Origin of the sequence: Sulfidibacter corallicola (assembly GCF_017498545.1) — a bacterium.
Lineage (GTDB): Bacteria > Acidobacteriota > Holophagae > Acanthopleuribacterales > Acanthopleuribacteraceae > Sulfidibacter > Sulfidibacter corallicola.
Genome location: NZ_CP071793.1, coordinates 10,861,884 through 10,887,426 on the forward strand (window position 1 = coordinate 10,861,884; position 25,543 = coordinate 10,887,426).

The 25,543-nt window shown below is 61.7% G+C and carries 10 protein-coding genes; 6 read left to right on the forward strand and 4 right to left on the reverse strand.

Features of this window, described 5'->3' with window-relative positions; translation table 11 throughout:
* Positions 1-8: 8 nt before the first annotated feature.
* A complete protein-coding gene (locus J3U87_RS32260) occupies positions 9-6,497 on the reverse strand; it encodes an NHL domain-containing protein (protein ID WP_237379926.1) in 6,489 nt (2,162 codons plus the stop codon).
* A gap of 1,167 nt (positions 6,498-7,664) precedes the next feature.
* Here J3U87_RS32260 and J3U87_RS32265 point away from each other — a divergent pair.
* Both J3U87_RS32265 and J3U87_RS32270 read left to right on the forward strand, forming a co-directional pair.
* The gene (locus J3U87_RS32265) at positions 7,665-7,928 is read left to right on the forward strand and encodes a hypothetical protein (protein ID WP_237379927.1); all 264 of its coding nucleotides are present in this window, start codon (positions 7,665-7,667) and stop codon (positions 7,926-7,928) included.
* 9 nt (positions 7,929-7,937) lie between these two features.
* Positions 7,938-8,681: a biotin--[acetyl-CoA-carboxylase] ligase gene (locus J3U87_RS32270; RefSeq protein WP_237379928.1), complete on the forward strand. Its 744-nt coding sequence runs from the start codon at positions 7,938-7,940 to the stop codon at positions 8,679-8,681.
* An 848-nt stretch (positions 8,682-9,529) separates the two neighbouring features.
* Here the strand turns inward: J3U87_RS32270 and J3U87_RS32275 are convergent.
* On the reverse strand, positions 9,530-16,102 hold the full coding sequence (locus J3U87_RS32275; RefSeq protein WP_237379929.1) for a non-ribosomal peptide synthetase: 6,573 nt from the start codon (positions 16,100-16,102) through the stop codon (positions 9,530-9,532).
* A 502-nt stretch (positions 16,103-16,604) separates the two neighbouring features.
* Positions 16,605-18,326, reverse strand: a complete 1,722-nt coding sequence (locus tag J3U87_RS32280; protein ID WP_237379930.1) for a matrixin family metalloprotease — start codon at positions 18,324-18,326, stop codon at positions 16,605-16,607.
* Between the two features lie 647 nt (positions 18,327-18,973).
* Between J3U87_RS32280 and J3U87_RS32285 the strand changes: the two genes are divergently transcribed.
* Positions 18,974-19,210 (forward strand): hypothetical protein, encoded by a 237-nt coding sequence (locus tag J3U87_RS32285; protein ID WP_237379931.1) that lies wholly within the window; start codon positions 18,974-18,976, stop codon positions 19,208-19,210.
* A gap of 364 nt (positions 19,211-19,574) precedes the next feature.
* On the opposite strand, the gene J3U87_RS32290 is transcribed toward J3U87_RS32285, so the two are convergent.
* Complete coding sequence (locus J3U87_RS32290) at positions 19,575-20,570, reverse strand: class I SAM-dependent methyltransferase (RefSeq protein WP_237379932.1); 996 nt, start codon at positions 20,568-20,570, stop codon at positions 19,575-19,577.
* A 504-nt stretch (positions 20,571-21,074) separates the two neighbouring features.
* On the opposite strand from J3U87_RS32290, the gene J3U87_RS32295 reads away from it, so the two are divergent.
* The 3 genes from J3U87_RS32295 (at position 21,075) to J3U87_RS32305 (ending at position 25,534) form a co-directional block, all read left to right on the forward strand.
* A complete protein-coding gene (locus J3U87_RS32295) occupies positions 21,075-22,040 on the forward strand; it encodes an alpha/beta fold hydrolase (RefSeq protein ID WP_237379933.1) in 966 nt (321 codons plus the stop codon).
* Positions 22,041-22,049: 9 nt separating this feature from the next.
* Positions 22,050-23,903 (forward strand): ABC transporter ATP-binding protein, encoded by a 1,854-nt coding sequence (locus J3U87_RS32300; RefSeq protein ID WP_237379934.1) that lies wholly within the window; start codon positions 22,050-22,052, stop codon positions 23,901-23,903.
* A gap of 398 nt (positions 23,904-24,301) precedes the next feature.
* Positions 24,302-25,534: a PP2C family protein-serine/threonine phosphatase gene (locus J3U87_RS32305; RefSeq protein WP_237379935.1), complete on the forward strand. Its 1,233-nt coding sequence runs from the start codon at positions 24,302-24,304 to the stop codon at positions 25,532-25,534.
* The last annotated feature ends 9 nt before the right edge of the window (positions 25,535-25,543 follow it).

A 25,543-nucleotide genomic window follows, 5' to 3' on the forward strand; every position in this document is an offset into this window, starting at 1 on the left:
TCTCCTCCTCATTCGAATCCCCGGTCACCGAACTTCTTGATTTGGCTGTACTGCTTGGCCATATCACCTTTCCGGGTCCAGTTCCCTTCGCCGTATTGGGCGTCCATCATGCGTTTGGCGAAATCGGTACCCGACTCGCCCTCGTAGGGTTTCCCTTCCGGGTGGTTCTTGACCCAAGACGGAGCATCGGTGGCCTTTTCCTTACCGGAACCCTTTTTGGGCTTCTTGAATTTCTTGGTGCAGTCGTTGTTGTGAACCAGTACCAATTCACGGGAAACGTAGTAGTTGTGGTTTCCGGCCACGGTGAAGTTGTAGACCGGTGCATCGGTCAGGCGCACCCATTTGGCGTCGACCACGGCCGCTGCCTTGGCACGATCCAGAACGCGATCGCCGGGTTCCAGATGGATGGCACCCTTCCAACCGTGACCGATCACGTAGAACGGATGCTCCTCGGTGGTCACGATGGATTCACCGTCGATGGTCAGTTCCACCAGGCGTTTGGCTTCACGGCGGTGGAGTTCCAGCACCTCGTTCAGCTCGATCTCACCGGATCGCTCGCGATAGCTCCACACCTGGTCACCGACCTGGACGTCTTCGATGGGAATCAACCCGGCCGCGGTCGCCACCAGCGTGCCCGCCACGAAGCAGCCCTTCTGGCCCTTGTCGAACAGCTTTCGGAACCATCCCATCTTGGCGAGTTTGGACAGACCGGGGCCCAAGGCGCCCAACCCTGCCGAGATCGCCACTTGGTTCCAGTCGATACACTCATAGCTTCCGCCGTTTTGGAGAAGCTGCTGCACCACATCGGCGATCGCTTCGGCCCCGGCCTTGACCGCCAGAATCACGAGGAACGGCAGGTTGCCGTCGGGGTCGACGAAGTTGACGGGGTCGTTTTGAGCGTAGCGATAGCGGTTGAGGCCGCCCTCGGTGCCGAGTGGATCGACGTCGGTCCAGCGACCCACCTGGGGATCGTAGTCGCGGGCGCCGAAACGGATCAGGCCGGTGTGGGCGTCGACCAGACCGCCCGCAAATCCAAACGGTTGGAAGCCGGGATTGCTGTCGGCCAGCACGCGGCCCCAGGCGTCGTAGCTGATTTCCTGGACCAGATCCCCGGATTGGATGTCGATGACCATCCGAGGACTGCCGCGAAAGTCGCTGACGATGCGATAGGTTTTGCCGCCGCGAATCATGAAGTCGGGCACGTGATTCCGAGTGGCGTAGTAGAACAGACTGACGATTTCACCGTCGCCGTCCAATTCGGCCACCGGATTGAGCGAGTCCTTGTAGAGGAAGCCTTGAACCAGGGTGCCGTTCACTTTCTTGCCGACCCGGCGGTTGGTGGCATCGATGACGTAGGCGATTTCGGTGCCGTCGGCAAGGGTGGCGCTGCGCAGGTTGCCCAGCAGGTCGTACACATAGGTGACCTGAGCGCCGTTGTTGCGATGGGTCTTCCCTTTCAGGTCTCCGTTGGGTCCGAAGCTGTAGTCCCAATCGCCATGGCTGGCCAGGCGACCGCCCGTGTCGTAACTGGCGATGTCGGCTTGGTTCAGTTCGTGGGTTCGGTTGCCGAAATCGTCGTATTCGTAGTGCTCCACCAGGACGTCGTCGCGGTGAACGTCGGTCAGTTGACCGCGCGTGTCGTAGGTGTAGGCGTACACGACCGCGCTGCCGTCCTTGGTTTCCGTAAGCCGCGAAATGCGACCCAGGGCGTCATAGATCACATCCTGCTGGAAACGGATTTGACCGCCCACACTGGCGCTGAACAGGTCTGGCTCACCGTAGCCGTTGTAGTCGAAGACGGTTTCGGCCACGCCCAGATCGGTGGTGCCGAGGTACCCGGTCTCTTCGTCGTACCCGATCGACATCGAACCGAAATTGGTCAACTCGCCTTGCGCGTTGTAGATGGCGCGAACTTCGGCGGTATCGTCGATGCGCACGCCTTCGATGTTGAAATCGTTGTCGAAATCGATCGTCACCGATCCGGCGATTTCCCCGGTCCAGGTCGTTTGGGTGGGCAGGTGGCCATCGTAGGCGAAACCCACTTCGGGGCCGTCGGAGTTGGTGATGCGGGTCAGTTGACCGGTGGTTTCGTCGTAGTGGGCAGTGGTGACGAAGCCGTCCGCTTCGAGTCGCGAAAGCCGGCCGTAGTCGTCGTAGACCGAGTTGAGGATGCGATTGTCGGGATAGACGATGTGGGTGGGATGGAGGTCCTTGTCGAAACGGTGGGTGACCACGCCTTCCTGGTCGGGAGCCGTCTCGGTTTCGCGTTGGTTGTTCTTGTCGTAGCTGAACACGAAGGCGTCGCTGCCGGGCGGATCGACTCGGGTGACGTTGCCGTTGTCGTCGTACTCGAAGGCGACCAGGTTGGCGTCGGCCAGGGTGGTTTGTTCCACCTGACCCAAAATGTCGTTGCGGTAGAGGGTCGTCCGTTTCAGCGGATCGGTCACGCTGTCCACATAGCCGTTGGCGTCGTACCCGAACGCCACGATACGGGTTCCCTGTTTGATTTCGGAAACCTGACCGTCTTCGCGGTAGCTGTACTCGATCGGCAGCAGGCCCGGTCGTTCCACCCGCGAAATGGCGTTGTGGTTATCGAAGAAGGTGGTGGTCACCAGGCTGGTGGGATCGACGCTGGTCAGCTTGCGCGACGCGTGATCGTAGGTCATCGTGTGGGTCTTGCCATTGGTGGTGAGCGTGAACGTTTGGCTCTTCAGCTCGACGGGATGCTTCGGATCGACCCATGTCACCTCTTCGCTGACGGTGGTCACACTGTTCAGGCCCGAAGGGGTGGTTACCTTGGTTTGTTTGGGCAACTCGACCAGACGACCCCAGCGCGGGCTGGATTGCGTCGTCTTGGTGATCACGGTTCCCTCGCGTTGGCGGATCGTGGTCAACCCATTGGGATCGTTCACGATGTCCACTTGGGGACAGTCGCAGTCCATGCCGTCGACCCAGCGCCGGACGGTGCCGTCGGCCTTGACTTCCATGTGGTAGTCCGTGACGAGGCCTTCGGCGGTGGTCACGGTCACGGTGTAGCCGTCGGCGCGTTCCACGCGGTCGAGTTGCTGAAAGCCGCCCTCCGGATCTTCGTCGCGGGTGAGGCGACCCAGGTCGTCGAAAGTGAAGGACCAGGTGTTGCGGTTGTAGTCGGTGAAGGTGGCCAGCAGGCCGAGCTTCGCTTCGTCGTGGTAGGTCATGCTCGCCGACTTGCCGGCCGGATTGCGGACATCGGCCAAGAAGCCCGCCGCATCGAGCGTGAGCACCGTCTCCTGACCGTAGGGGCCGGTGACGACCACCCCGTTCGCGACACGTCCGAAGTCGAAACGGGTGGCTTGGTCGTCTACGTCGACGATGCTGGCCAGGGTGCCGTCGGCATGGTAGGTGAAGCGGAACAGGACCAGGTTGGTCAGCGCGTCGTGGGTGCGCAGGTGACGACCGTAGAGGTCGAAGACGAAGTAGGTTTCTCCATCGACATCGGGAATGACGATTTCGTCCGCCCGCTGATCGGGGAGCAGGAACGAGACCTTGCGAACGCGGTTTTGGGAAGAACAGGCGATGTAGACGTTTTCGTGCTCGTCCAGACCGAAGCCGTTGATCTCACCGAGCTCCACGCTCGTGGCCGCGGCGCCTTCGGATTCATCCCGCACACCGCCGGTGTAGCCGGCCACGGTCGTGATGATGCCTTGGGGCGAGATTTTGCGGATCTTCCGGTTCCAGGCGTCGGAGAAATAGACGTTGCCGGTGCGACCGACGCGGACCACGACCGGACCCGCCAAGCGGGCTTCGGTAGCCGGCCCGTTGTCGCCCGTGTAGCCCCGTTCGCCGTTGCCCGCAATCGTGGTGATGCGGCCGGTGCGATCAACTTTGCGGATTCGGTTGTTCGCCAGATCGGCGATGTACAGATTCCCCTGGCGGTCGATTTCCACACAGGTGGGCAGGTTCAAATAGGCTTTGGTGGCCGGTCCGCCGTCGCCACCGAAGCCGCCTTGGTTGACGCCGTCACCGTCCGGGTCGGGGTTGCCGGCCACGACGGTAATCACACCTTCGCGGTCGACGCGGTAGACCTGGTGGTTGAACTTGTCGGCGAAGAAGAGGTTCCCTTCGCTGTCGATCGCGAATCCGGCCGGGCGATTGAGCTTGGCCTGGGTCGCATAGACCAGGCTTTTGCTGTTCAGGGCTTTCATGCCCGTCCCGCTCTTGGTATTGAGTCCGGCCACCCAACGCACCATGCCGTCGTCCCAGCGACGCACCAGGTTGTTGTGGGTGTCGGCGACAAACAGGCCGCCACGGTCGTTCCACTTGGTGGTCCAGGGCAGGTTCAATTGCACCTGATCCCCCGGCAGATCCTTGGAACCGCTATTGCCGGGCTCGTCACCCGAGCCGATCAAGGTCGTGATCTTGCCGTTGGTGTCCACCTTGCGGACGCGGTTGTTCTCCATGTCCGTGATGTAGATGTTGCCGCGGTTGTCGATTTCCACGTCTTGGGGATTGGCCAACAGGGCCTCGTCGGCTTTACCGCCGTCGCCCTTGATTCCGCGACCACCGGTGCCCGCCACGGTTTCGATGATCCGTCCGACACCGCTGGTGGTGCGGATGGTGCCGTCGCCCATGTACAGGGTGCGCGAGGCGGGATCGTAGACGTGGTGCTCGTTGACGGACCAGCCACCCAGACCCAGCGCGCGTGCGTCCCAAGCACCCACGTAGCGTACCTGCTCCTGCCACAGGGTGACCTCGTTGCGCACGGCGTCGGGGGAGATGGGATTTCCGTCGCCGAACAGACCGAAAGAGCGCGGCGTTTCGGCCGGAAGTTGGAGCAGGCTGTCGTAGACGTACCCGATTTTGACGGTCGCCGAAACTTTCCCCTGAACCTTGCGGCCGTATCCGTCGAGACCCTTATAGGTGAAGGTGTGGCGCAGGTTGGCGCGCGCGGGGAATTCGAAGGAGTGTTTTTCTCCCGCGACGGTGATCTCGAGCAGCACCCGCTTCAGGACGTCCGGCACCTTCGTGCCGGTGACTTGAATATCGAGCTCGTTGGAGAGGCGATGTCCCGGCACCCGAGTGCTCTTGTAGTACAGCGAATAGGGCGTACCGGAAACACCCAGCACTTCACCCAAACTCTGGTTGTGCACATCGATGATCGACCCGCTCTTTTCACAGGGGTCCTCTTCTTCCTCTTCCTCTTCTTCCGGTTCCTCGGGCGGCTCCGCCGCGGGGGGCAGCATTTGGCCGTAGTTGAGGTCCACCGGCGTGAAGTGATCGGTCCGCGCACGCCAGACACTGGTGCCGGCGGCGTAGAGTTCGCCCAGGTGGCGCCGCTCTTCGTCGCCGATGCCCAGTTCCTTCAGGGCGGCGGCATCGGCGGCCTGGCCGCTGCCGTCCAGATCCACCTGAGCCAAACCGCTGTCGGCATCGGTGCTCAGGATCTCGATGATGCGGCCGTTGTCCATCGCGATCCAGGCCTGGCGCTCGCGGTCGAAATAGCCGACCGGCACCAGGATCCCGGTGGGCAGATCCAAGAAGTTGTCTACATAGAAGGTGACGTCGCGATCGAAGCGAACCGTCTTGGCGTCTTGTTGGACCGCCTCGTCCACGCTCAGCTCGACACAGTAGGTGTAGGCACTGGCGGGCGGCAGGTTGGCGGGCATCGCCTTGGGACCGTCGGGTCCGACGGTGTACTCGGTGGCCCGCACCGAAAGCGAAGAGAGCGCCCGGGTGCTTCCGTCCGGCAGTACCATTTCGGCTTTGGTTTGGGGTGCGAACAGCAAGGTCGCCTGGCGCGGACCGTCGCTGTCCTCGACACGGCTGCCGCGAGCGACCTGGTAGCTGTCCGAAGTCAGGTCGATCTGCGTCACCCGCGTGTCGAACGCGGTCATCACCACGTCTTCCAACCACTGGAAATCGTTGGCGGGGGGGCTGATTTTGCGAAAGACGGGAATGTACCCCGGTTTCTCGAAACGAAGCGAAAGAAGGTCTCCGGCGTTGATTACCAGATCGAAGACACCGTCGGCGCGCGAACGGGTCTGTCCGTAATCGGGCTGACCCTGCACGCGAACCACGACGCCTGGCAATGGATTGCCGGCCGCGTCGCGCACGGTCCCGCGCATGACCGCCATGTAGCGGGCATCGAGCGCACCTTCGGCGACGCCGGTCTGCACGGCCTGCGGACCGGAGAACAAAAAGCTCACGGAAGACGCGAAGGGCGTGATGATGGTGGGATCATTGGGCGTGGCGATGCTGGCCGGATCGATCGGGAGGTAGCCGTCTCCCCGCTCGATGGCGGCGATGACACACACGATGTCGGCCACCGTGACCGAGCCGTCGCCGTTGCAATCGGCATCGCCGACGGCACTGGCATTCCCCTGAATGATGTCGTTCAGCAAGCTGACGTCCTGCATGTCGAGCCGGTCGTCGCCATTGGCGTCGCCGGGCTCGGCCCACAGGGCTGGAGCCGCTAACAGCATAAGAAATAGAGAGATACGTAATGTCGAGATCATCATGGACAAAACCTTCCTTTGAATTCCTCTCGAGATGGAATGAATGGGGGTGATCGCTTTCGGATCGTTCGATTTTCGGCAGGTACGCCCCCGAAACGGGATGGGAGACGCACCGCCCTAGGCATCCGGGCACACCATGGCCGGACCTCGACGGGGCCGGCACTGCGCATGACGTCGGTCACCGTAGGCACACCCGATCGGGTCGAGCGCAGGCGGAACGCGGCCAGGCGCAACGATGTCGGACGCTCGGCGTCACGAAGGTTCAGACCGTCGCGGGAATCTCGGACGGCCGAAGGATCGGTGGGAGCGGATGCGAAGCTGTGTGGAGCACGTGGTGGGTTGGCTGATCTGGCAGGTCCATGCCAGGAAAATGGGAAAACCAGGCCGCGGGATTGGGTCTAAAAACCAAGAAAGGACTGAGTCATTAAAAACACTTCAGTCACGAAAATGAACAAAATTGAATTAATGCAAGATTTTTGAAAACCTATTTTTTGAGATACGGGCTCATTCAGAATAAAATCGCACCCCAAAGCGGGGACAACTCTAGCATCGGAGTCGATCAAAACCAATAGGGTTTCGTCTAAAAAACGTCTCGGCGCGCCAAGGAGGACCCCAACACAATGATTTTAAATGAGTTAAAAATGAACAACGAACCAGAAGACGATCGCGGTGTGACGGGAATCACCGGGATTCGCTTTTTATGTATCTCTACACCGCCCGGTTTCATCGTAGACAAATCCAGGTTGGCGGCCCGCTCCTTCAACGCCTCATTTCGGAAAGTAAGTGCTGCATGATGCCCGAATCGCGATGCTTCGAAACATCGCACCCGTTTGTAGAAATCTTCACGGCGCGGCATATTGCTTTTCCCATCGAACTGATCGACAATTCAATGTAAAGCAAGCGATTTGTGCGCATGGGATGCGCCGTGGATTTGAAGCGCGATGGTTCGGGGCACGTGGCGCCACGTCACCGCCCGGGCGAGCCGGAACGCCCGATCCGGTGCCGAGGTCTCGACCACAAATCGCCTCGGTCGACGTCACACGTGCTACCGAACTCTTCGCGATCCATCCGCCGGCGCAGCCCGAGCCGTTCGGGACACGCCGATGCGCCGCGTTTCGATCGCGACGTCGCATGTTCGTCGCCAGGACCATCGATACCATGGAGGATGTCATGCCCAAAAAGCCCAGAATCTACGGCGGCACCAGCAAAGCGAACGCAGGTCTCAAGAAGGCAAAGAAAATCAGCGCGCGCGAAAACCTAGGGACCCTGATGCGCAAGCACCGGGATCTGGAAGACCTGCTCTACAGTTATTCGTCGCGGGCCGACCTGGTCTACGAGGACATGGATTTTTCCATCGAAGAATTCTCGGACATCACCGGCGCCGACCTGGAAGAACTGCTCGAAGAAATCAACGAAATCGTCAAGCGCCGCTGAGCAGGGTTCATGATCGGCATCCATCACGACAACGTCATTCACCTGGATCACACGGCCTCCACCAACGACGACGCGTTCGCGGTCCTGGGCCAGGCGTCGAGTTGCCTGGTCTGGACGACCGACCAGCGGGCGGGTCGCGGTAGTCGCGGACGCGAATGGCTGACGCCGCGAGATCACGGCCTGGCCCTATCGCTCGGTTTGCACAGCGAAGCGGTTCCCTCGCCCGGGACCTGGTGCTATCCCCTGTTCGCCGGGGTGCTGCTCTTCGACGCGTTGGCCTCGCTTCGGCCCGAGGCGTCGCTTTCGCTGAAGTGGCCCAACGACGTGCTCTTCGAGAACCGCAAACTGGCCGGGATTCTCTGCGAGTCTCGCTGGTCCGGGTCCCTGCCCTCGATCGTGCTGGGCATGGGCGTCAACCTAAAGCATCACCAGGCCATGGACGACCTGCCCAAATCCTACGCGGCGCTGTCGGAATGGCCCGAACCGCCGAGCCCGCTCCAGGTGGTCGATGCGATCAAGGTCCACCTCGGCGAAGTCATGTCGCGCTACACCGACGCCGAGGCGCTCAACGCGGCTTGGCTGTCCCGATCGGCGCTTTCGCCGGGCCAGGGTCTGCGACTCCACGCCATGGAGCGCGACTACACGGGCACGTTCGTGGGATTGGACGCCTTCGGTTGCCTGCTGTTGCGCGACGCCACCGGCACGGTGCACCAGATCCAGCAAAGCTGCGACGACTTCCAGTTCTTGGGGTGACAGACTCCCCCGCGGCGCCCGCATCCACAGAGAGGCGCATGCCGGCAGTACCCGCATGCAGAGAGAGGCGTCGTCGCGGTAGGTTGGCCGGCCCGGCCGACATTTCGGAGTCAAGAACCTGCGCAGTACCCGCATCCCAAGAGAGACGTGATGCCGCTATCCTCGATAGTGATTTAAGTTTGCAGTGCCAGCATCCCAAGAGGGGCGATTAGCCTGTAGGTGGAGCAGCTTGCTCCACCAATCGAAGCAACTTATGTCCCATGAGAAGCTTAGGCTAAAGAGCGGAGCGGAACACCAAGAAAATACGAATGCTCGGTGGTTCAGTAAATCCACGAGGAATGTCGCGCCAAGTATGATCATCAGGAGCCTTAAGCCCCCCGATGAACACTTCGAAATGATCCATGCAAGGGGTGCCCGCGAATTCACGAAAAATGCCGCGCCTGTAGGAGGAGCCATCAGCTCGGGCAATCGAAGCAACAAGCTGAAAATAAACGTACTATCTTGTGAGCTGAGCCCTTTCGTTGGCCTTTTCTCCACCATCGCACGTGACTCCCATGTCACGAGAGAATCGTCGTGCCGGTCGACTTTGATGGGAGGGTAGTTGCAACGCATTCGGTTCGCCTGCAAGCGTTACTTGGTTCTTTCCTTCGATTTATGGTTCTGGAAAGGGCTTCGCTTCGCTCTTTGGCGCAATCCACTCCCGTTGCTTGAGTTACTTCGATTAGTTGAGCTGGCAGCTCAACCTACAGGCTTAACGCCTCTCTCGGGATGCTGGCACTGCGAAGAGAAATCACTTTGAGGATAGCGGCATCACGTCTCTCCTGGGACGCGGGCACTGCGTGGCGACATCACTTCGTTGGGGAATCGAGCAGGGCTTCCACGATCCGGGCGTTCTCCGACAGGTGCGGCGGGGCCAGCATCATGGAGTGCGGTCCCGCGCCGTCGACGACGCGCAGGCCAGCTCCCGCCAGGTCGCGCCACAGCGCCAGGGCGCCGTCGCCCTCGGGCAGGTCCTCGGCGGCGATGAAGGTGATTCGGGCGGCCAACGGCTCGCGCGGCACGCGATGGTAGTAAAACCGCAGATACCCCCGCAGGCGATGCACCACCGTGTCGCGGATGAAGGCGTCGCGCATCAGCTCGGCCACTTGTGCATCCTCACGGCAAAGCGCCAAGTGATCGGCCACATCGGCCTCGATCCGGCGGCGCAGCGCATTGGGGTCGTCGTGCAGCTCCCGGTCGGGGCGGCGACAGTCCAGCAGGATCAAATCCGCCACGTCCCGCCCTCGTTTCTCCAGGTGCGCGGCCAACGCATAGGCCAGAAAACCACCCGCGGAAAAGCCCAGCAGGCGAACCGGCCCCGAGGGTTGCAGCCGTGTCATCTGCACCGCGTAGCGCTCCAGGCGGTCCTCCTCCTCGATGTAGTCGAAGGCGTGCACCACGCGCCCGGGCATCGCCTCCGCCAATCCGGCGTAGACGGCGCCAAACCCCAGGACCGGCGGCAACGCGAACAACGGCGCCGCATCCGATTCGCCGAAGGTCAACACCCGCTCTGCGCCGATCAGGGTGCGGTAACGCGTCAGGGTTTCCAGGCCCGCGGCGAGCGCACGGACGGTCGGTGCTTGGAACACCAACATCAAGGGTACTTCCAGACCCAGTTGGGCCCTGATTCGGGCGACGACCTTGACCGCCAGCAGGCTCGTCCCGCCCAGCGCGAAGAAATCGGCGTCGGGCGCGACGGGCTCGACCCGCAAGACTTCGCGCCAAATGGCGGCCAAGGCTTCGACCAGCGGGCTGTCGATCGCAGGCGCATCGCCCCCTTCGGCATTCCCCGTTTCCGGTACCGACACCAGACGTTCGGTCGCCAACGCCGTGAGCGCACATCGATCGAGTTTGCCGGTAGCCAGGCGGGGCAGCGAGGGCTCACACCAAATTCGGTCGGGCAACAGGTAATCGGGTAGTTCGCGCGCAAGACCTTCCCGCAATGCACGTTCCCGATCCGATTCACCGGCGACGAAGGCCACCAGCCGCGGTCGGGTGTCGCGGTCGACCGTGACCACGGCCACCTGGGTCGTGCCGGTGGCCCGAGCCAGGACGGCCTCCACTTCGCCGGGCTCGACGCGGTAGCCGCGAATTTTGACCTGATCGTCCATGCGACCCAGAAACCGAAAGCGATCGTCGAAGTCGAGCATGCAGCGATCGCCGGTGTGGTAGGCGCGCTCACCCTCCCGGAAGGGGTGTGGTCGAAAGCGATCGGCGGTCAGGCCCGGTCGATTCAGGTAACCCAGGGCCAGGTGGTCCCCCGCCAGCACCAGCTCGCCGGAAACGCCTCGCGGGCAGAGCGCGCCGAATCGATCGACGATCCACATGCCGCAACCGGGCAAGGGCTCGCCCAGAGGCGGCAGCGCCTCGTCGGTCGAGTCACCTGGCGCAAGGGTCCAAGCGGAAACCACGTGGGTTTCCGAGGGGCCGTACTGGTTGTGGAACGCCAGGTTGGGGTGCCGCGCGAGAAAGGCGCACAGATCGGCATCCATGCGCGGTTGCTCGCCCGACGTGATCAAGTGGCGCAGCTCCGGCAGAAAGGCGTCGCCGGCTCCCTCGAGGAACAACCGCAAGGCGGAATAGGGCATGGCGAGCACGGCGATGCGCTGGACCTTCAATCGCCGGCACAGGGTTGCGAGTTCCAGGCGATCGCGGTCCGACAGCGCGACCAGGGTGCCGCCGCCGACCAGGGCCGCCAGCATCTCCTGGACCGAGACATCGAAACTGGGCGAAGCGTACTGGGCCCAGGTCAGGCCCGGGCCCAAGGTGCGGATCGACCAATGGGACAGGTTGGCCAGGCAGCGATGGGTTCCCCACACGGCCTTCGGCTCGCCGGTCGACCCGGAGGTGAACACCAGATAGGCGGGCGCCGACGGATCGGGTACGGGCAGGCCGCGAGGGACGACCTGCTCCTCCAGCCAGGGTGTTCGACCCACGTCGACCCAGTTGGTTTGCGGCGCGAGCGTATCATCCGGGTCCGTCAGGACCAGCGCCGGATCCGCAGTGCGAAGCAATTGTTCTTGGCGGCGTTCGGGCATCTGGGGATCGAGGTAGAAGTAGACGGCGCCGGCTTTCAATATGGCCAGCAGGTAGAGCGGCAGGGTAGCGGTTCGCGGCAATCGCACCGCCACGACCTGACCCACCCGGACGTCTCGGTGATCGCGTAGCCAGGTGGCCAACATCTCGACTTCGCGGGCGAGCCCGGCGTAGGTCCAGGACGCCGTGGGCTCCACCCATGCGGTTCTGGTCGGATTCCACCGGGCCTGTTCCTCGAAACGCGCCACGATGTTGGCCTCGATCCGCGCCGGATGCCCCGTGCCGCGCGCGGTCCATGCGCGGGCCCGCGCATCCGGAACCATGGCCAGGTTTCGGATGCGGCGCTTGCCCGAACGCGGCCATTGCGCCAACACAGCCTCCACCTGTTGGAGCAGATCCTCGATACGAGACGGCAGGAACAGGTCGGCGCCGTACTCCAGCTCCAGCATCAAGCCCGACTCGACCGCGGCGAAATTGAACAGCAGATCGAACTTGGCGGTGCGTCGTGGGATCGGGAACGCATCCATCGCCAGCTCGCCGAGGTCGAGCCGGCCACCGTCGCTGTCCTGAAGGACCACCATCACGTCGAACAGCGGTTGGCGCCCCGGTTCCCGGGCCAGGTCGAGCTCGTCGATCAACTGGTCCAGCGGCATCATTTGGTGAACCAGGGCCTCGCGAACGGTCTGCGCCACGCGGGCGAACCAGGCCTCCAGCGTGAGGTCGGGGTCCAACGAGTCCCGCAAGACCAGGGTGTTGGCAAAAAAACCGACCTGATCTTCCAGATTCGGGTGGGGTCGCCCCGCCACCGGCGAACCCACGATCAGGTCGCGTTGATCGGCCATCCGACCCAACACCAGCTTGACGGCCGCAACCAGGAGCGCGAACAGACTGCCGCCTTGCGCGCGGGCAAAGCCTTCCAGGGCGGCCAGCAAGGGTCTGGAAAGCTGGATGTGGGCGGTCGCACCTCGAAACGAGGCGACGCCGGGGCGCGGGAAATCCAGCGGAAGATCCAGTCGCGGTAGCGGGCCTTCGAGTTTGCGGTGCCAATAGGCGCGCAGGTCCCGCCACAGGTCCGGTCGCTCTCCCAACCAGACCGCATAATCGCGGTACTGCATGGGTAACGCCGGAAGATCCGACGCCAAACCCGCGTGGTGGTGGCGATAGTATTGACCGAAATCGCGAGCCAGAATGCCGGTGGACCAGCCGTCACCCACGATATGGTGCTGGTTGACGAAGAGTAGATGGTCCGCATCGCCGAGACGGACGACGTGCACGCGCAACAGCGGTGCGCAGGTGAGGTCGAAGGCAGTCTCCGCGTCGTCGGCGAGAAGCTCGCGCGCGGCGTCTTCGGGCCGCTCGGCCTCGCGAAGATCGGTCCACCGGATGGGCACCTCGACCGAGGGCTCGACGATCTGCCAGGGTTCGCCATGGAGGGCGACGAACCGCGTCCGCAGGCTCTCGTGCCGTTCGGCGAGGTCCGCGAAGGCGGATTGGAGCGCTCCCTCGTTCAAGGAGCCTTGCAGCCGCAGCACCATGGGCATGTTGTAGGCCACCGACTCCCGTTCCAAGGCGCACAGCACCCAGAGGCGCCGCTGCCCGGGCGACAGCGGCCAGTGGTTTTCGGGCCAGCCGGCGCGCGGCGCCGCACGGGGGATTTGCGAGAAGCGGTCACGCGCCAATTCGGCGATGCGCGCGGCCTGGGTGGCGATGGTCGGGTTCTCGAACACCACGGCGAGATCCACCGGTCGCTCGAAGCAGGCGCGCAGCCGGGCCACCAGCCGCGTCGCACGCAGGCTGTGCCCGCCGATGGTGAAGAAATCGTCGGTGACGCCAAAATCCCGGAACCCCAGGATGTCGACCCAAATGTCGTGAAGCCGTCGTTCGAGCGGGAACCGCGGGGCCACCCGCGTCGCCTCGCCGTCGGTGGTAAAAACCGGTTCGGGCAACGCGCCGAACTCGACTTTCCCGTTGGCGTTCAGAGGGAATCGGTCCACCTGGACGAACCGTTCGGGCACCATGACGTCCAGCAGACGGGTGGACAATTGCCGGCGCAGGTCGGCGGGGTCAAGGGAGCCCGAGCCCACCACATAGGCGCACAGACGCGGCTCGCCGGCGCAATCGAATTTGAGCAGGACCACGGCGTCCTCGACCCGGCCCAGCTCGCGCAACACGGCCCCGATCTCATCCAGTTCAATGCGGTTCCCGCGAATCTTGACCTGTCGGTCCAACCGGCCCAGATACACCAGATCGCCGTCGTCGCACCACCTGGCCCGATCGCCAGTGCGGTACATGCACCGGCCGGAGGCCAGCGGATGCGGCACGAACTTCTCCTCGGTTTTGCCGGCATCGTTCCAGTACCCGCGAGCCACCCCATCGCCGGCGATGCACAGTTCGCCCGCGACGCCCCGCGGTACGGGATTGCCGAACAGGTCCAACACCAGCACCTCGGTGTTGGCGATCGGAAGGCCGATACTCAAGGAGCCGCCTTCGAGGGCCCTCGGTTCCAGGCCGATCTCGGCCATGGTGCACCCGACCGTGGTTTCGGTGGGCCCGTATTCGTTGAAAATGCGCATCGCGGGGTTCAACCCGCGCAGGCAGGTGACGTGTGCCGGTGTGAGGGCCTCGCCGCCCAGGATCAATCCCTCCACGGCCACCGCGGGCAAGGCCAGATCGGCCAACAGGCTCACGTGGGAGGGCGTGAGCTTGACGAAATGGGGCACCGGCCGCTCGGTGAATACGGCCGTCAGCACCTGGCCCGGGTCGCGCTCCGGAAACACCGCCACGGCACCGCCGCACAGAAGCGGGGCGAACAGCGAGGTGATGGTCAAGTCGAATCCGATGGAGGTGCAGAGCGCCATGTCGCGCGGTCGCTTGTCGAAATAGGTTTCCACGGCCCAAGCCAGGTAATTCATGAGGTTGCGATGGCTGATGGGTACGCCCTTCTGGCGTCCCGTGGTGCCCGAAGTGTAGATCAGGTAACAGGGATCCTCGTGGGTCGCCGAGCCGTCGATGCTACAGAAGGGTCCCACCGCATCGTGCTCCAGAAGGTGACGGCGTTCCCACAGGCATTTGAGAGGAGATCCCTCCCCCGCCCCGCCGGCAGTCTCCCGATCCAGTCGCAGGAGCGCATCGAAACGGTAGTCGGTCAATTCGTTGCGCAGGTCGCCCCGCTTCTCGGTGCAGGTGACCTGGGCGATTTCGGGGAACAGGTGGGGCAAATGTTCCAGGCACGTGCGGCTGAGAAACAGTTCCTGGGACCAATCGGTCTTGATGGTCGCATCCGGCCCGGCCGCTCGCTGGGCCGCACACAGATCGCGTTCCAGGGCTTCTTTGCGATCGAGATCCATCACATCGCCGATGAAGACGTGTCCGCCTGACGTGAGCAGGGCCATGGCCTTTTCGAGCACCGCATAAAAGGTGTTGAGGCCCGCAAAGCTCTGCACGACGCTGTTGATGACGATCAGGTCGAAGGGACCGCGGTCCGCCAGCCGGTCGATCTCCTCGGCGGCGAGACATTCGAGCTGCACGTGGTCCCATCTTTTTCGTTGCACCATCTCCCCGGTTTTTTTGAGAATGGGGGCCGAGAAATCGATGCCCAGGTAACTGCCCACCTCGGGCGCCAGCCGCAGCATGGTAATGCCGGAAGCGCAGCCGATTTCCAGGACGCGTGTGTTCGGCGTGAGCAGGGCCGCCACTTTGGCGTGGGCGTTGTCGGCGTATTCGCGCATTTCTTCTTTGGAAAAGGGTTCACCGGTGAAGCTGCTGGTCCAGCCGCCACCCTGAATGTCGTCCTCGGCGCGGGCACCGATGAATTCCCACAACTCGCGTTTGGCCAACTCGCTGGGTGGATCGGGGAGGAGACGTACCCGGTCCACTTCGGGACAGATCAAATGGCGAAGCTCGGTGCACGACCAATGGAACCGATTGGCGAGGTGGGTGTGGCGGGCGGAGAAGACCAGCGCCCGCGCGCCCGAATCGCGCAGCATGTGGGCCAGGCGGGGTTCGGGAAGATTCGGTTCCAAAGGGACCCACACACAGCCGGCTCGGGCGATGCCGATCAGCCAGGCGGGGAGATCGAGGGTTCGGTCGTAGAGCACGCCGATGCGATCTCCCCGTTCCAGACCCAATCGTCCCAACAGCGCGGCCAGGCGATCGGCGTTGTGATCCGCGTCGGCGTAGGTGCATACCTTTTTGCCGCATCGAACCGCCACCGCGCGGGGCGTTCGACGCGCCTGGTCGGCCATGGCGCGATCGAGCGTGGTCGTGGGATAGGGCCGCTTGGGACCGGTCACGGTGGGCGTGGACGAAGGATCGGCATCGATCAACTTGAAGCTCGAAAGTTTCATGGCGTCACTCGCGGGGAGAGCAGGTTTTCAGGGCGTGGATGATTGATTCTAATCCCAGCACCGCGCTTTTTCCCCTAAATTGTCCACTAAAAACACGAAAAAACACGAAAACCATGCTCCCTGTTCCGACCTTCAACCCGGCATGGCTTCGAGTCGGTGTTGGGGACATAGCGGGGACAGGCACGCACAATCACTTCTATGAACACGAAAAGCCACGAAAAATCTCCCCTGCGAACTCGGGAGTAACTTCCTGGTTTTCAGAGGTTACCTACTGAGAAACAACAGATCAGACTCCTGACACCCATCGAATAAGCGATCTCTTCACTGGGCAGGCAATGCCTGGCGTATCCTGTTCGTGTTTTTTCGTGTTTTTCGTGGACAAAAAAAGCCCCCCGAGGGTTCGGGGGGCGGTACGAAGGGCTTCTTCGAGGTAGAGCCAAGGAGTGCTTCGTGGAAAAAAGGGTGCGGCGCCGTTGGCGCGACGCCGCACGTGAGGGGGGCTTCAGTAAACGTAGATGCGACGGCCGCACCAGCTAGAGTTGTTGTTGCCGACGCTGTCGGAGCTCATGCCGATCCAGGCGCCGATGTAGTACCAACCGGTCGGCGTGGAGGCGGGAATGGTCAGGGTCCGTGAGGTCAACCAGTAGCTGTTGCTGCTGAGCGACGAGTGGGTGGTGGCGCCCACGTAGCGCGCACTGCCCCAGGAGTTGATGTTGGGTACGAGGTACCACCGTACCTGCGGCGAGGAGATGGTGGTGGTGCCCACGTTTTCCAGCATGAAGTTGCTGATGGTGACGGTGGAACCCTTGGGCACGAAGGTGGCGCTCAAGGTGGAGTCACTGTAGTTCTGGTAGCCGTTGGCGTAGTAAAGGGCCACGCCCAGGTCGGTGCGGGATACGGACTTGCTGCTGAAGGCGGCGCGGACGGCCATGGTGTCGTCACCGGAAAGAACGGTGTAGGCGCGGTATTTGTGCGGTGCGTAGTTCATGACCGACAAGGCGTTGAACTGGTGGTTGAGACCCCAGGCGTGACCGATTTCGTGGAGCAGGGTGCGGTCGGCGTTGTAGAGGCTGCTGTTGCTATAGGTGTCGTAGTCGTTCACGGTCCAACTGAAGGCGGGGTTCATGGCGATGTCGGCCTCGATGCTGAAACCGGAAGAATCCCAGCGCAACCAGCAGACGGCGAGCGTGGAGGAACCCCAGCCGGAACCGAACTGGCTGATCATGGTCGCGTTGTTCACGAAACCGGCGATGTCGTAACGGTTGTTTTTCCATGCCCAGGAACCGGTGGAACTCATGACGCGGAAGATGTCGGCGTAGGTGTTCCAGTAAGACATTTGGTATTGGTCGTGAGAACCGATCAGGCCACCGGAGGGCAGCGGGTTGAACACGATGGGCACGTTCTTGGCGCGGTGAGAGTAGGACCACTCGTGCGTTGGCAGATCCGCCTGACGGCCGTGCTGGTCGAGGCCCATCTGGCTGTCGACGCCGTTGATGCGACGGGCGCCGAGGCTCAAGGGACCGGCCAGGTCTTCGGCAGATGCGGGGTGATCGGCGTCGCGGGCATCGGGGGTCAGTTCATAGACCGAATCGGGATCGTAGGCCTGGACCGGCAGGTCACGCAACACCAGGTGCTCCAAGTCCGCGGGGACTTCGCGGCGGGGCAGCGGCTTGGCCTTGGCCTCGGGGATCTCGCGACGCACCCGCTCGACGAAGGCGTCGAACGGGACCTTCTCGCCTTTTTCGACGACCAGGTGGCCCTCGCCGTCGAGCACCAAGGCGGCACCGTTCTCTTCGATTTGAGATGCCACATAGCTGCCCTGATACATGCCCGTGACCGGGCTCAGCAGCGGATTGCGGGTGTCTTCAACCATCAACAGGACGCGTTCTCCGACGAAATACTCGGGCACCTCGGAAACGGATTGTCCCTCTTCCGCCAACTGCCCGCCGGCGAAGGTCAGGGTGACTTCACCCTTGATATTGCCGAAAAGGACATCGGAAGACGTGAACACATAGTCCGTGACAATCATGTTCCCTTGATCGTTCCAGCGCACGTTCTTCTTGGCGACGGTCGCCACGAAGATGGCCTCCGAACGCTGAATCACTTCTTCGCGATCCATGGGCACGACAGCGGCCACGAGGCTTTGTGCACTGAACAGGCAAAGCAGGGCACATAGGTAAATCATCTGGGTCAAACGGCGTTCCATCGTTGATACGGTTCTCATTCGAAATGCTCCTAAAGATAGTGTTCTTCAAGGTGATCTCATAGTGTGTGACATATCGCGGCACACGCCTACGGATCACCGCTCGATAACGGGGTTTCTCGTTATAATCCGGTCACGGCGAATCCGGGCACACGATTGTGACTCCCCCGGACATCCGTCCCCTATCGGGACGGCCTGCCTATAAGCACTGCCGGAGGATGGGTTCGGCACCCGATCCGTTGAAGGAACCGTAACGCGGTGGTGAGGTGAATGGTCGTCGCTTCGTCGAGTAACAGCGTTCCACCACTCACGTGTGTAGTATAGAAGTCCTATATGATACGAGACACATGCCAAGCCTATACATCATTATCGATTGCCCATAGACAATAAGCGATGGTGATCCAAATCGTGAGATACGTTTCGCGCATGAGGTAGCACGAGACGACGACGGCTCTTCGTTCAAGGTTTTTCTCAGTTTCTTGCTTTGTCGTCGTCTTTCGCTTGGTTAGTGATGATCGTTTTTGTCAGGTTTCGATTTTTTTGTGATTTTCTCAAATCGAATATTGCATATTAACAGGGGACAAAAAAAACACAAGCCGGTCGCCGCATAGCGCAGGCGGTGAATAAATATTCCCGGCTTGTGGTTTAGTACCGTTCCACGGAGTTCGGTGCTGGAACATCCAAGCAGCTCCGGATCGTTCGATGGTGCTTTCGGCTCCGTCCCGGGCTTCACGGGAGCGAGGAGCGTCCGCACCGTTCGGCTGAGTGCGGGGCCGAACGGAACGATGGGAGCTGTCGAGCATGTCGAGGTGATTTCCAACCCGTTCCAGGCACTAAGGCGGCAAAACGCGAAAAAAGGGGCCAACAAAAAATTAAAAAAAGACCGCTTCGCGAAATTTCGTTGAACGCCGGGCATGCGGGGTCCACGAACCCGGGAGGGCACTGCATTCGAGAAGGGTCCAGGAATCACAGGAACCACACGAATCCTCGAGTTAGACGGGAGCCCAAAAGGCGGTTCCCCATCCCGACAAACGGGGACTGCAAAGTCTAAATCGCTCTAAAAAAGGGAGAAACACTCGGGGGTTTCTCGTGACGGGACCATTTTGTCCACGGATCACACGAATTGACACGAATCAATACAGTTCCGTGGATGGGTTCCCCCAGTACCATCGGTCATTCAAAAAATCTGGAACGCGGGGCCCGAAGTTTCGTTTTCGTGTTTTTTCGTGTTTTTAGTGGACAGTTTTTGGTGGACACGCTTTTGGTGGATCAGCGAGTTCGCGTGATGATCACCACCACCTGGGGCTGATCCGCGCACCACATCCCCTGGCGCGGGCCCGGTTCGTCGTCCCGCCGCAGGCCCACCTCGGCGCCGTGGCGACTGAGGAACTCACCGGCCGCGACCAACTTGTCCAACTCGAAGGGTTCGTCATCGGCGCCGATCAACTCGCCGACCAGGGACATCGCCGCCAAATCGGCCAAGGTCTTGCCGTAAAACATCGAGGGCAGGCGGTGGACCTCGATTTCGGCCGGCCGATCGGGATACTGAATCGCCAATTCGGGCACGATCCCGCCATCGGCCAACAACGAGTTCCGCGCACGATAGATGCGGGCCAGGTCGCGAGCGAGCGAAGGGTCCTTGGCCCAACGCGTTCGATAGAAATACAGGCCGACCAAGCCCGCGAGTGCGCGCGTCTGATCGGCGTAGACCAAAAAGAGCCGGCCCCCCGGACGGAGCAGCCCATAGGAAAAGCCGACCATGGTGCGCAGGTCCTCGGCCGGGTCGGCGCTGGCACAACGCCAGTCGGTGAGGTGGTAGACCATGTGGATCGCCAAAACCAAATCCTGCTCGGCCGGCAAATCGAGGTGGTACATGCTCTGTACGTCGCCGGGAAACACCTCTCCGAGCTGCAACCGCTGGGACCGTTCGATGCGATGAACGTAGCGCTGCATCAAATTGGGGTTGGGCTCCTCGATGGAAACACGCGTACCCATGGGTGCCCGTTCATCGAGAACCAGGTCGACGATCTCGCCCTTGCCCGCGCCCAAATCGAAAATGCGACGGGTGGGGCCGTCTTCCCGCAGGGAGGACACCATGTCGACGAGATGCGGCAGAAAGTCGCGCCGCTGGGTATTGCCCAAAAAGGGATCCTCGAAATCGGGATCGGGATTGAGCAACAAAACGCGATCCGTAAAGGCCCGCAGAAAGGCCTCGTTATTGGTGAGCCCGGAAAATTCCTCGATAAGTCCATCCATGTCAATCATCGTCGCCGATCCTCAATCGTGGTTGGCCGAATTCGAGCCACACAGCATAAATATTTTGGTCACAGATAGTTGAAGATCAAGAACGGCAGTGAGAATCCTGATCGAATCCATCGCGATTCGCACACGATGGGAGTGCTGCAACACATTGTCTCTCCAAATGACTTCGGCCTGGGTCATTCCTAGAATAGGTCATCGGCCAAACGATGGAAGGATATGAAAATTTGATGTGGTGGGAGATCCGCTTCGACAACTCCTCACGGCACGGTGGTCCCCATTCGGGTTAAAATGCCGGGGATCGAATCCAGGACGAACCCAACCGAATTCGAATCCGGCACCTCGCGGCAATCGGTCACCACGAGGCGATCGGCGGAAGTCGGTTCGGCCAAGGGTTCGGGCTCCCGCCCCGATCCATCGGCGACCGCTCCCCAGAATCGCCTGGCCCCGTCCTTCCGGCCCGGTTCGCGTGCTCGAACGATCTCTCGATTATATTTAAAGGAAGAAACCATGAAGCAAATCGCTTTGTTCGGCCTCGGCCTTCTGATCCTCATGTCGGCTCCCTCGAAGAGCCACGCCAAAACCGACGGCGCGTCTCTCCACCCCAAAGGCGGTACCTTGCAAAACGGGACATTCTCCTTCGAACACGACGATGTCACCACCCATTACGCCATCTACGGCAAGGGCCCGGTGTGCATGGTGATGACCAATGCCTGGGGCATCACCCACCAAGGATTGCGGGAGCTGTTCCGTCCGCTGGAGAAACACCTGACGCTGGTGTATTTCGATACGCGCGGCATGGGCTCCTCGGGTCCGATCCACAAACCGGAGGATCACTCGATGGCGACCGTTCGCGGCGACTTGGAAGCCCTGCGCCGCCATTTGGGCCTGGAAAAGGCGGTCTTCTTGGGCTGGTCCAACGGCGCCATGAACCTGCTGGTCTACGCGGCCGAGCACCCGCAGGTCATCGACAAGGCAATCTTCATTTCGGGACTCGACCGCAACCGGGAAGAGGACATGGCCAAATTCGTGGAACAGTACCCGGAATTGACGACCCAGTTCGGTACCTTCACCCAGGAGATGGCCCAGGGTAAGGCCAGCGAAACGGCCAAGAACGCGCGGACCAAGGATTTCATCATGCGAGTCTGGTTCCCCTACCTGTTCGCCGATCGCGAGGCGGGCAACGGGCACCTGAAAAAATTGTTCGATGGTGCGGATTTCAGTTGGGCCCACCTGTCCTACAACCTGACCGCGGACGGTCCCGCCTTCAACGCCGAGCCGTTGCTGCCCAAAATCGACGTGCCTTCGCTCGTGTTGGCCGGCGCCCATGACCTGTTGCCGCCGAAGCGCATCGGGGACATGGCCAAACGCATGCCCAACGCCGAATTCGTGGTGTTCGAACGAAGCGGCCATTTCTGCCAGGTGGAGGAAACCGAAAAGTTCGTCAAAACCGTCACAACCTTCCTGAAGCGCTAACGTCCCGACATGGTTTTCCATCAATCCAAGCACCGCGCGGGCGGCGACGCGAAGCCCCCGCCGGGTGATCGTCGTCAGTTTTTCGGGGTCTATCAGTACAGTGGCCGCGCCCTGGCCCTGGTCTGGCAAACCAGTCGCGGGCTGACGATCACCCTGGGCCTATTGACCCTGACCGCGGGCATCCTGCCCGCGGCGGTCGCCTACGTGGGCAAACTGATCGTGGACAGCGTGGTGCTGGCGATCCAGAACGGCAGCGAAACCGAGTTGCAGCGTCTCCTGGGCTGGGTGGCCCTGGAGGGATTGATCGTGGCCTTGCTGGCCGGCGCCCAACGCGGGATCGAGATGTGCCAATCCCTGCTGCGGGCACTGCTGGGCCAAAAAGTGAACGTGATGATCCTGGAAAAGGCGCTGACCCTGGAGCTGGCCCAGTTCGAGGACAGCGAGTTCTACGACTCCATGACGCGTGCCCGTCGCGACGCCTCGAGCCGCCCGCTGAGCCTGGTGACCCGCACCTTCTCCCTGATCCAGAACGGCATTTCGCTGATCACCTACGGCGGCCTGTTGATCCAATTCTCGCCCCTGGCGGTGCTGGTCCTGTTCGCGGCCGGGATTCCGGCGTTCATCGCCGAGACCAAATTCTCCGGCGAGGCCTTCCGCCTGTTTCGCTGGCGGGCCCCGGAGACACGGCGGCGGGCCTACCTCGAAATGGTGTTGGCCCGCGAGGATTACGCCAAGGAAGTGCAACTCTACGATCTGGGGCCCCTGCTGTTGGATCGATACAAACACATTTTCGAGAGTCTGTATCGCGAGGATCGCAACCTGACCCTCAAGCGTGGATTCTGGGGTTACGGCCTGGGGCTGTTGAGCACGCTGGCCTTTTACGGCGCCTATGCATGGATCGCCTGGGAGGCGGCGACCGGTGTGATCAGCCTGGGCGACATGACCATGTACCTGTTGATCTTCAAGCAGGGCCAATCGGCGTTCAGCGCCGCCATGTCGGCCATCGGCCAAATGTACGAGGACAACCTGTACCTCTCGAATCTCTACGAGTTCCTGGAATACCCGTCGCAGGCGAGGACCGGCATCGAGACCACGGGTTCCCGACCCGGGGATGGCGTTCGCTTCGAAAACGTGACCTTTACCTACCCCGGTTCCGGCGAGCCGGCCATCCAGAACATTTCGTTTCACCTGGAGCCCGGCCGCAAATTGGCCCTCGTGGGCGAAAACGGAAGCGGCAAGACGACCATCATCAAGTTGCTGACGCGCCTCTACGAACCCGAATCGGGACGCATCCTGCTGGACGGGCGCGACATTCGGGAATGGGACCGCGACGTGTTGCGCAACCGAATCGGCGTGATCTTCCAGGATTTCGCCCGGTACCAGATGTCGATCGGTGAAAACATCGGCAGCGGCGACGTGCGCGCCTTCGAGGATCGCGACCGCTGGTCCGTCGCCGCCGAACGGGGGATGGCGCACGACATGGTCGAACGGCTGCCCGATCGCTTCGATACCCAACTGGGCCGATGGTTCGAGAACGGCCGCGAGCTATCGGGCGGTCAGTGGCAAAAAGTGGCGCTGGCCCGGGCCTTCATGCGCGAGGACGCCGACATCCTGGTTCTCGACGAGCCCACGGCGGCCATGGATGCCGCGGCAGAAGCCCGGATTTTCCAGCACTTTCACGAAATGACCACCAATCGGATGGCGATCCTGATCAGTCATCGCTTCTCGACGGTACGCATGGCCGACACCATCGCCGTGCTGGAAGCGGGCCGAATCGTGGAGCTGGGCGATCACGAATCCTTGATGGCCGAACAGGGCACGTACGCCTATCTGTTCCAACTCCAGGCGCGCGGTTATCGCTGAGCAGAAACCCGACGATCGGGTCTCCTGAAGGGGGTGCGCGCCACGCGGGGAAGCCGACACTTTCGTCGTTGCGCGCCTTTTGCCAACCCGACACCGATTTCCACCAAAATTTTCATTCGCAAAAGTCGCCTTTTTTCACTATGATAGACCAAGATCTCAACTTGTTTCGTCTAGGATCGTAGGATCGGATCCCGATCCCCGAGGTTTCGCTTACCGCGCTTGGGGATTCGGCCGAGACGCGACGAAGGTCCGATCCCTTCCCCTCGTCCTTTCCCCGTCAGCGCCGAGAAGCAGGGGTCGAGACTGGTTTGCGATCACCGAATTGGCCTTCCTTCGAAGATGTCGCAGGTTCCTTCGTTCATCTGTGACGAACCGTGACCACGCCGATGAGGAGCTCGATGACGCAAGAGCCCAAGGGAATCCTAATCGTTGACGACGACCAGGATATGCGCGAACTGCTCGAACGGCGGTTGCGACGCTGGGACCTGGACGTCGTCTCGGCCGAGAACGGCGTCGATGCGCTCGAAGTCCTGGAGCGCGAAGGTATTCAGTTGATGATCACCGACTGGATGATGCCGGAGATGGACGGCCTGGAGCTGTGCCGCGCCATTCGTTCGCGTGCCTTCTCGCGCTACATCTACATCATCCTGTTGACCGGCAAGGCCGAGCGCCACGAATTGGTGGAGGGCATCGAGGCCGGTGCCGACGATTTCATCGTCAAGCCCTTCAAGAAAGAGGAACTGCACGTGCGTATCCGCGCCGGCATGCGCATGATTCAGTTCGAGCGCCAGAAGGAAACGGCCATCCAGGCCCTGCGCAAGAAAAACCTCGAATTGGAGCAGGCGGGCGCCACGATTCGCGCCCACCTGGAAGCCGCGGGCAAGCTGCAGCAAGCCATGTTGCCACTGGACGTGGAGCATCTGGGCGGTGTCCACTTCGAGTCGCTGTTCGTGCCCTGCGAATACGTGGCCGGCGACATGTTCAATTACTTCGAACTGAGCGACACCAAGATCGCCTTCTTCCTGCTGGACGTGGCCGGACACGGCGTACCGGCCGCCATGCAGTCGGTCACCATCAGCAAGGTCATGAATCCGCTCACCTTGCGGGCACGCAAGGCGCCGACCGAGTCGAGCGGGGAGGTCAAGACACGCCTCCTGAATTTCCAGGATCCGGCCGAGCTGGCCGCGAGCCTGAACCGCATGTTCATGGGCCCCAAAACCGGAACGCAGTACTTCACCATGATCTACGGCGTCATCGACACCGAGAAGAACCGCGTCCAATTCGTTCAGGCCGGCCATCCTTCGCTGATCTTGCTCAAGAGCGACGGCGAGCTGAAGGCGATCGGCGAGGGCGGATACCCGATCGGCCTGTTGCCGAAGGCCACCTATTTCGCGATCGAGCTCGACGTGGCACCTGGCGACCGCATCTTCATCCATTCGGACGGCATCACCGACTGCCGGGACGCCAACCGCAAATCGTTCGGCTTCGAGCGCCTGCACGAGATTCTGTCGGCCAAGCGGCAATGTTCGATGCGGGAAACCCTGGAAACGATCCACCGCGAGCTGATTAGCTGGACGGAATCGGCGACTCTGGAAGACGATCTCTCCATCGTGGCCATGGAATTCAAGTGAGTGCCGAAG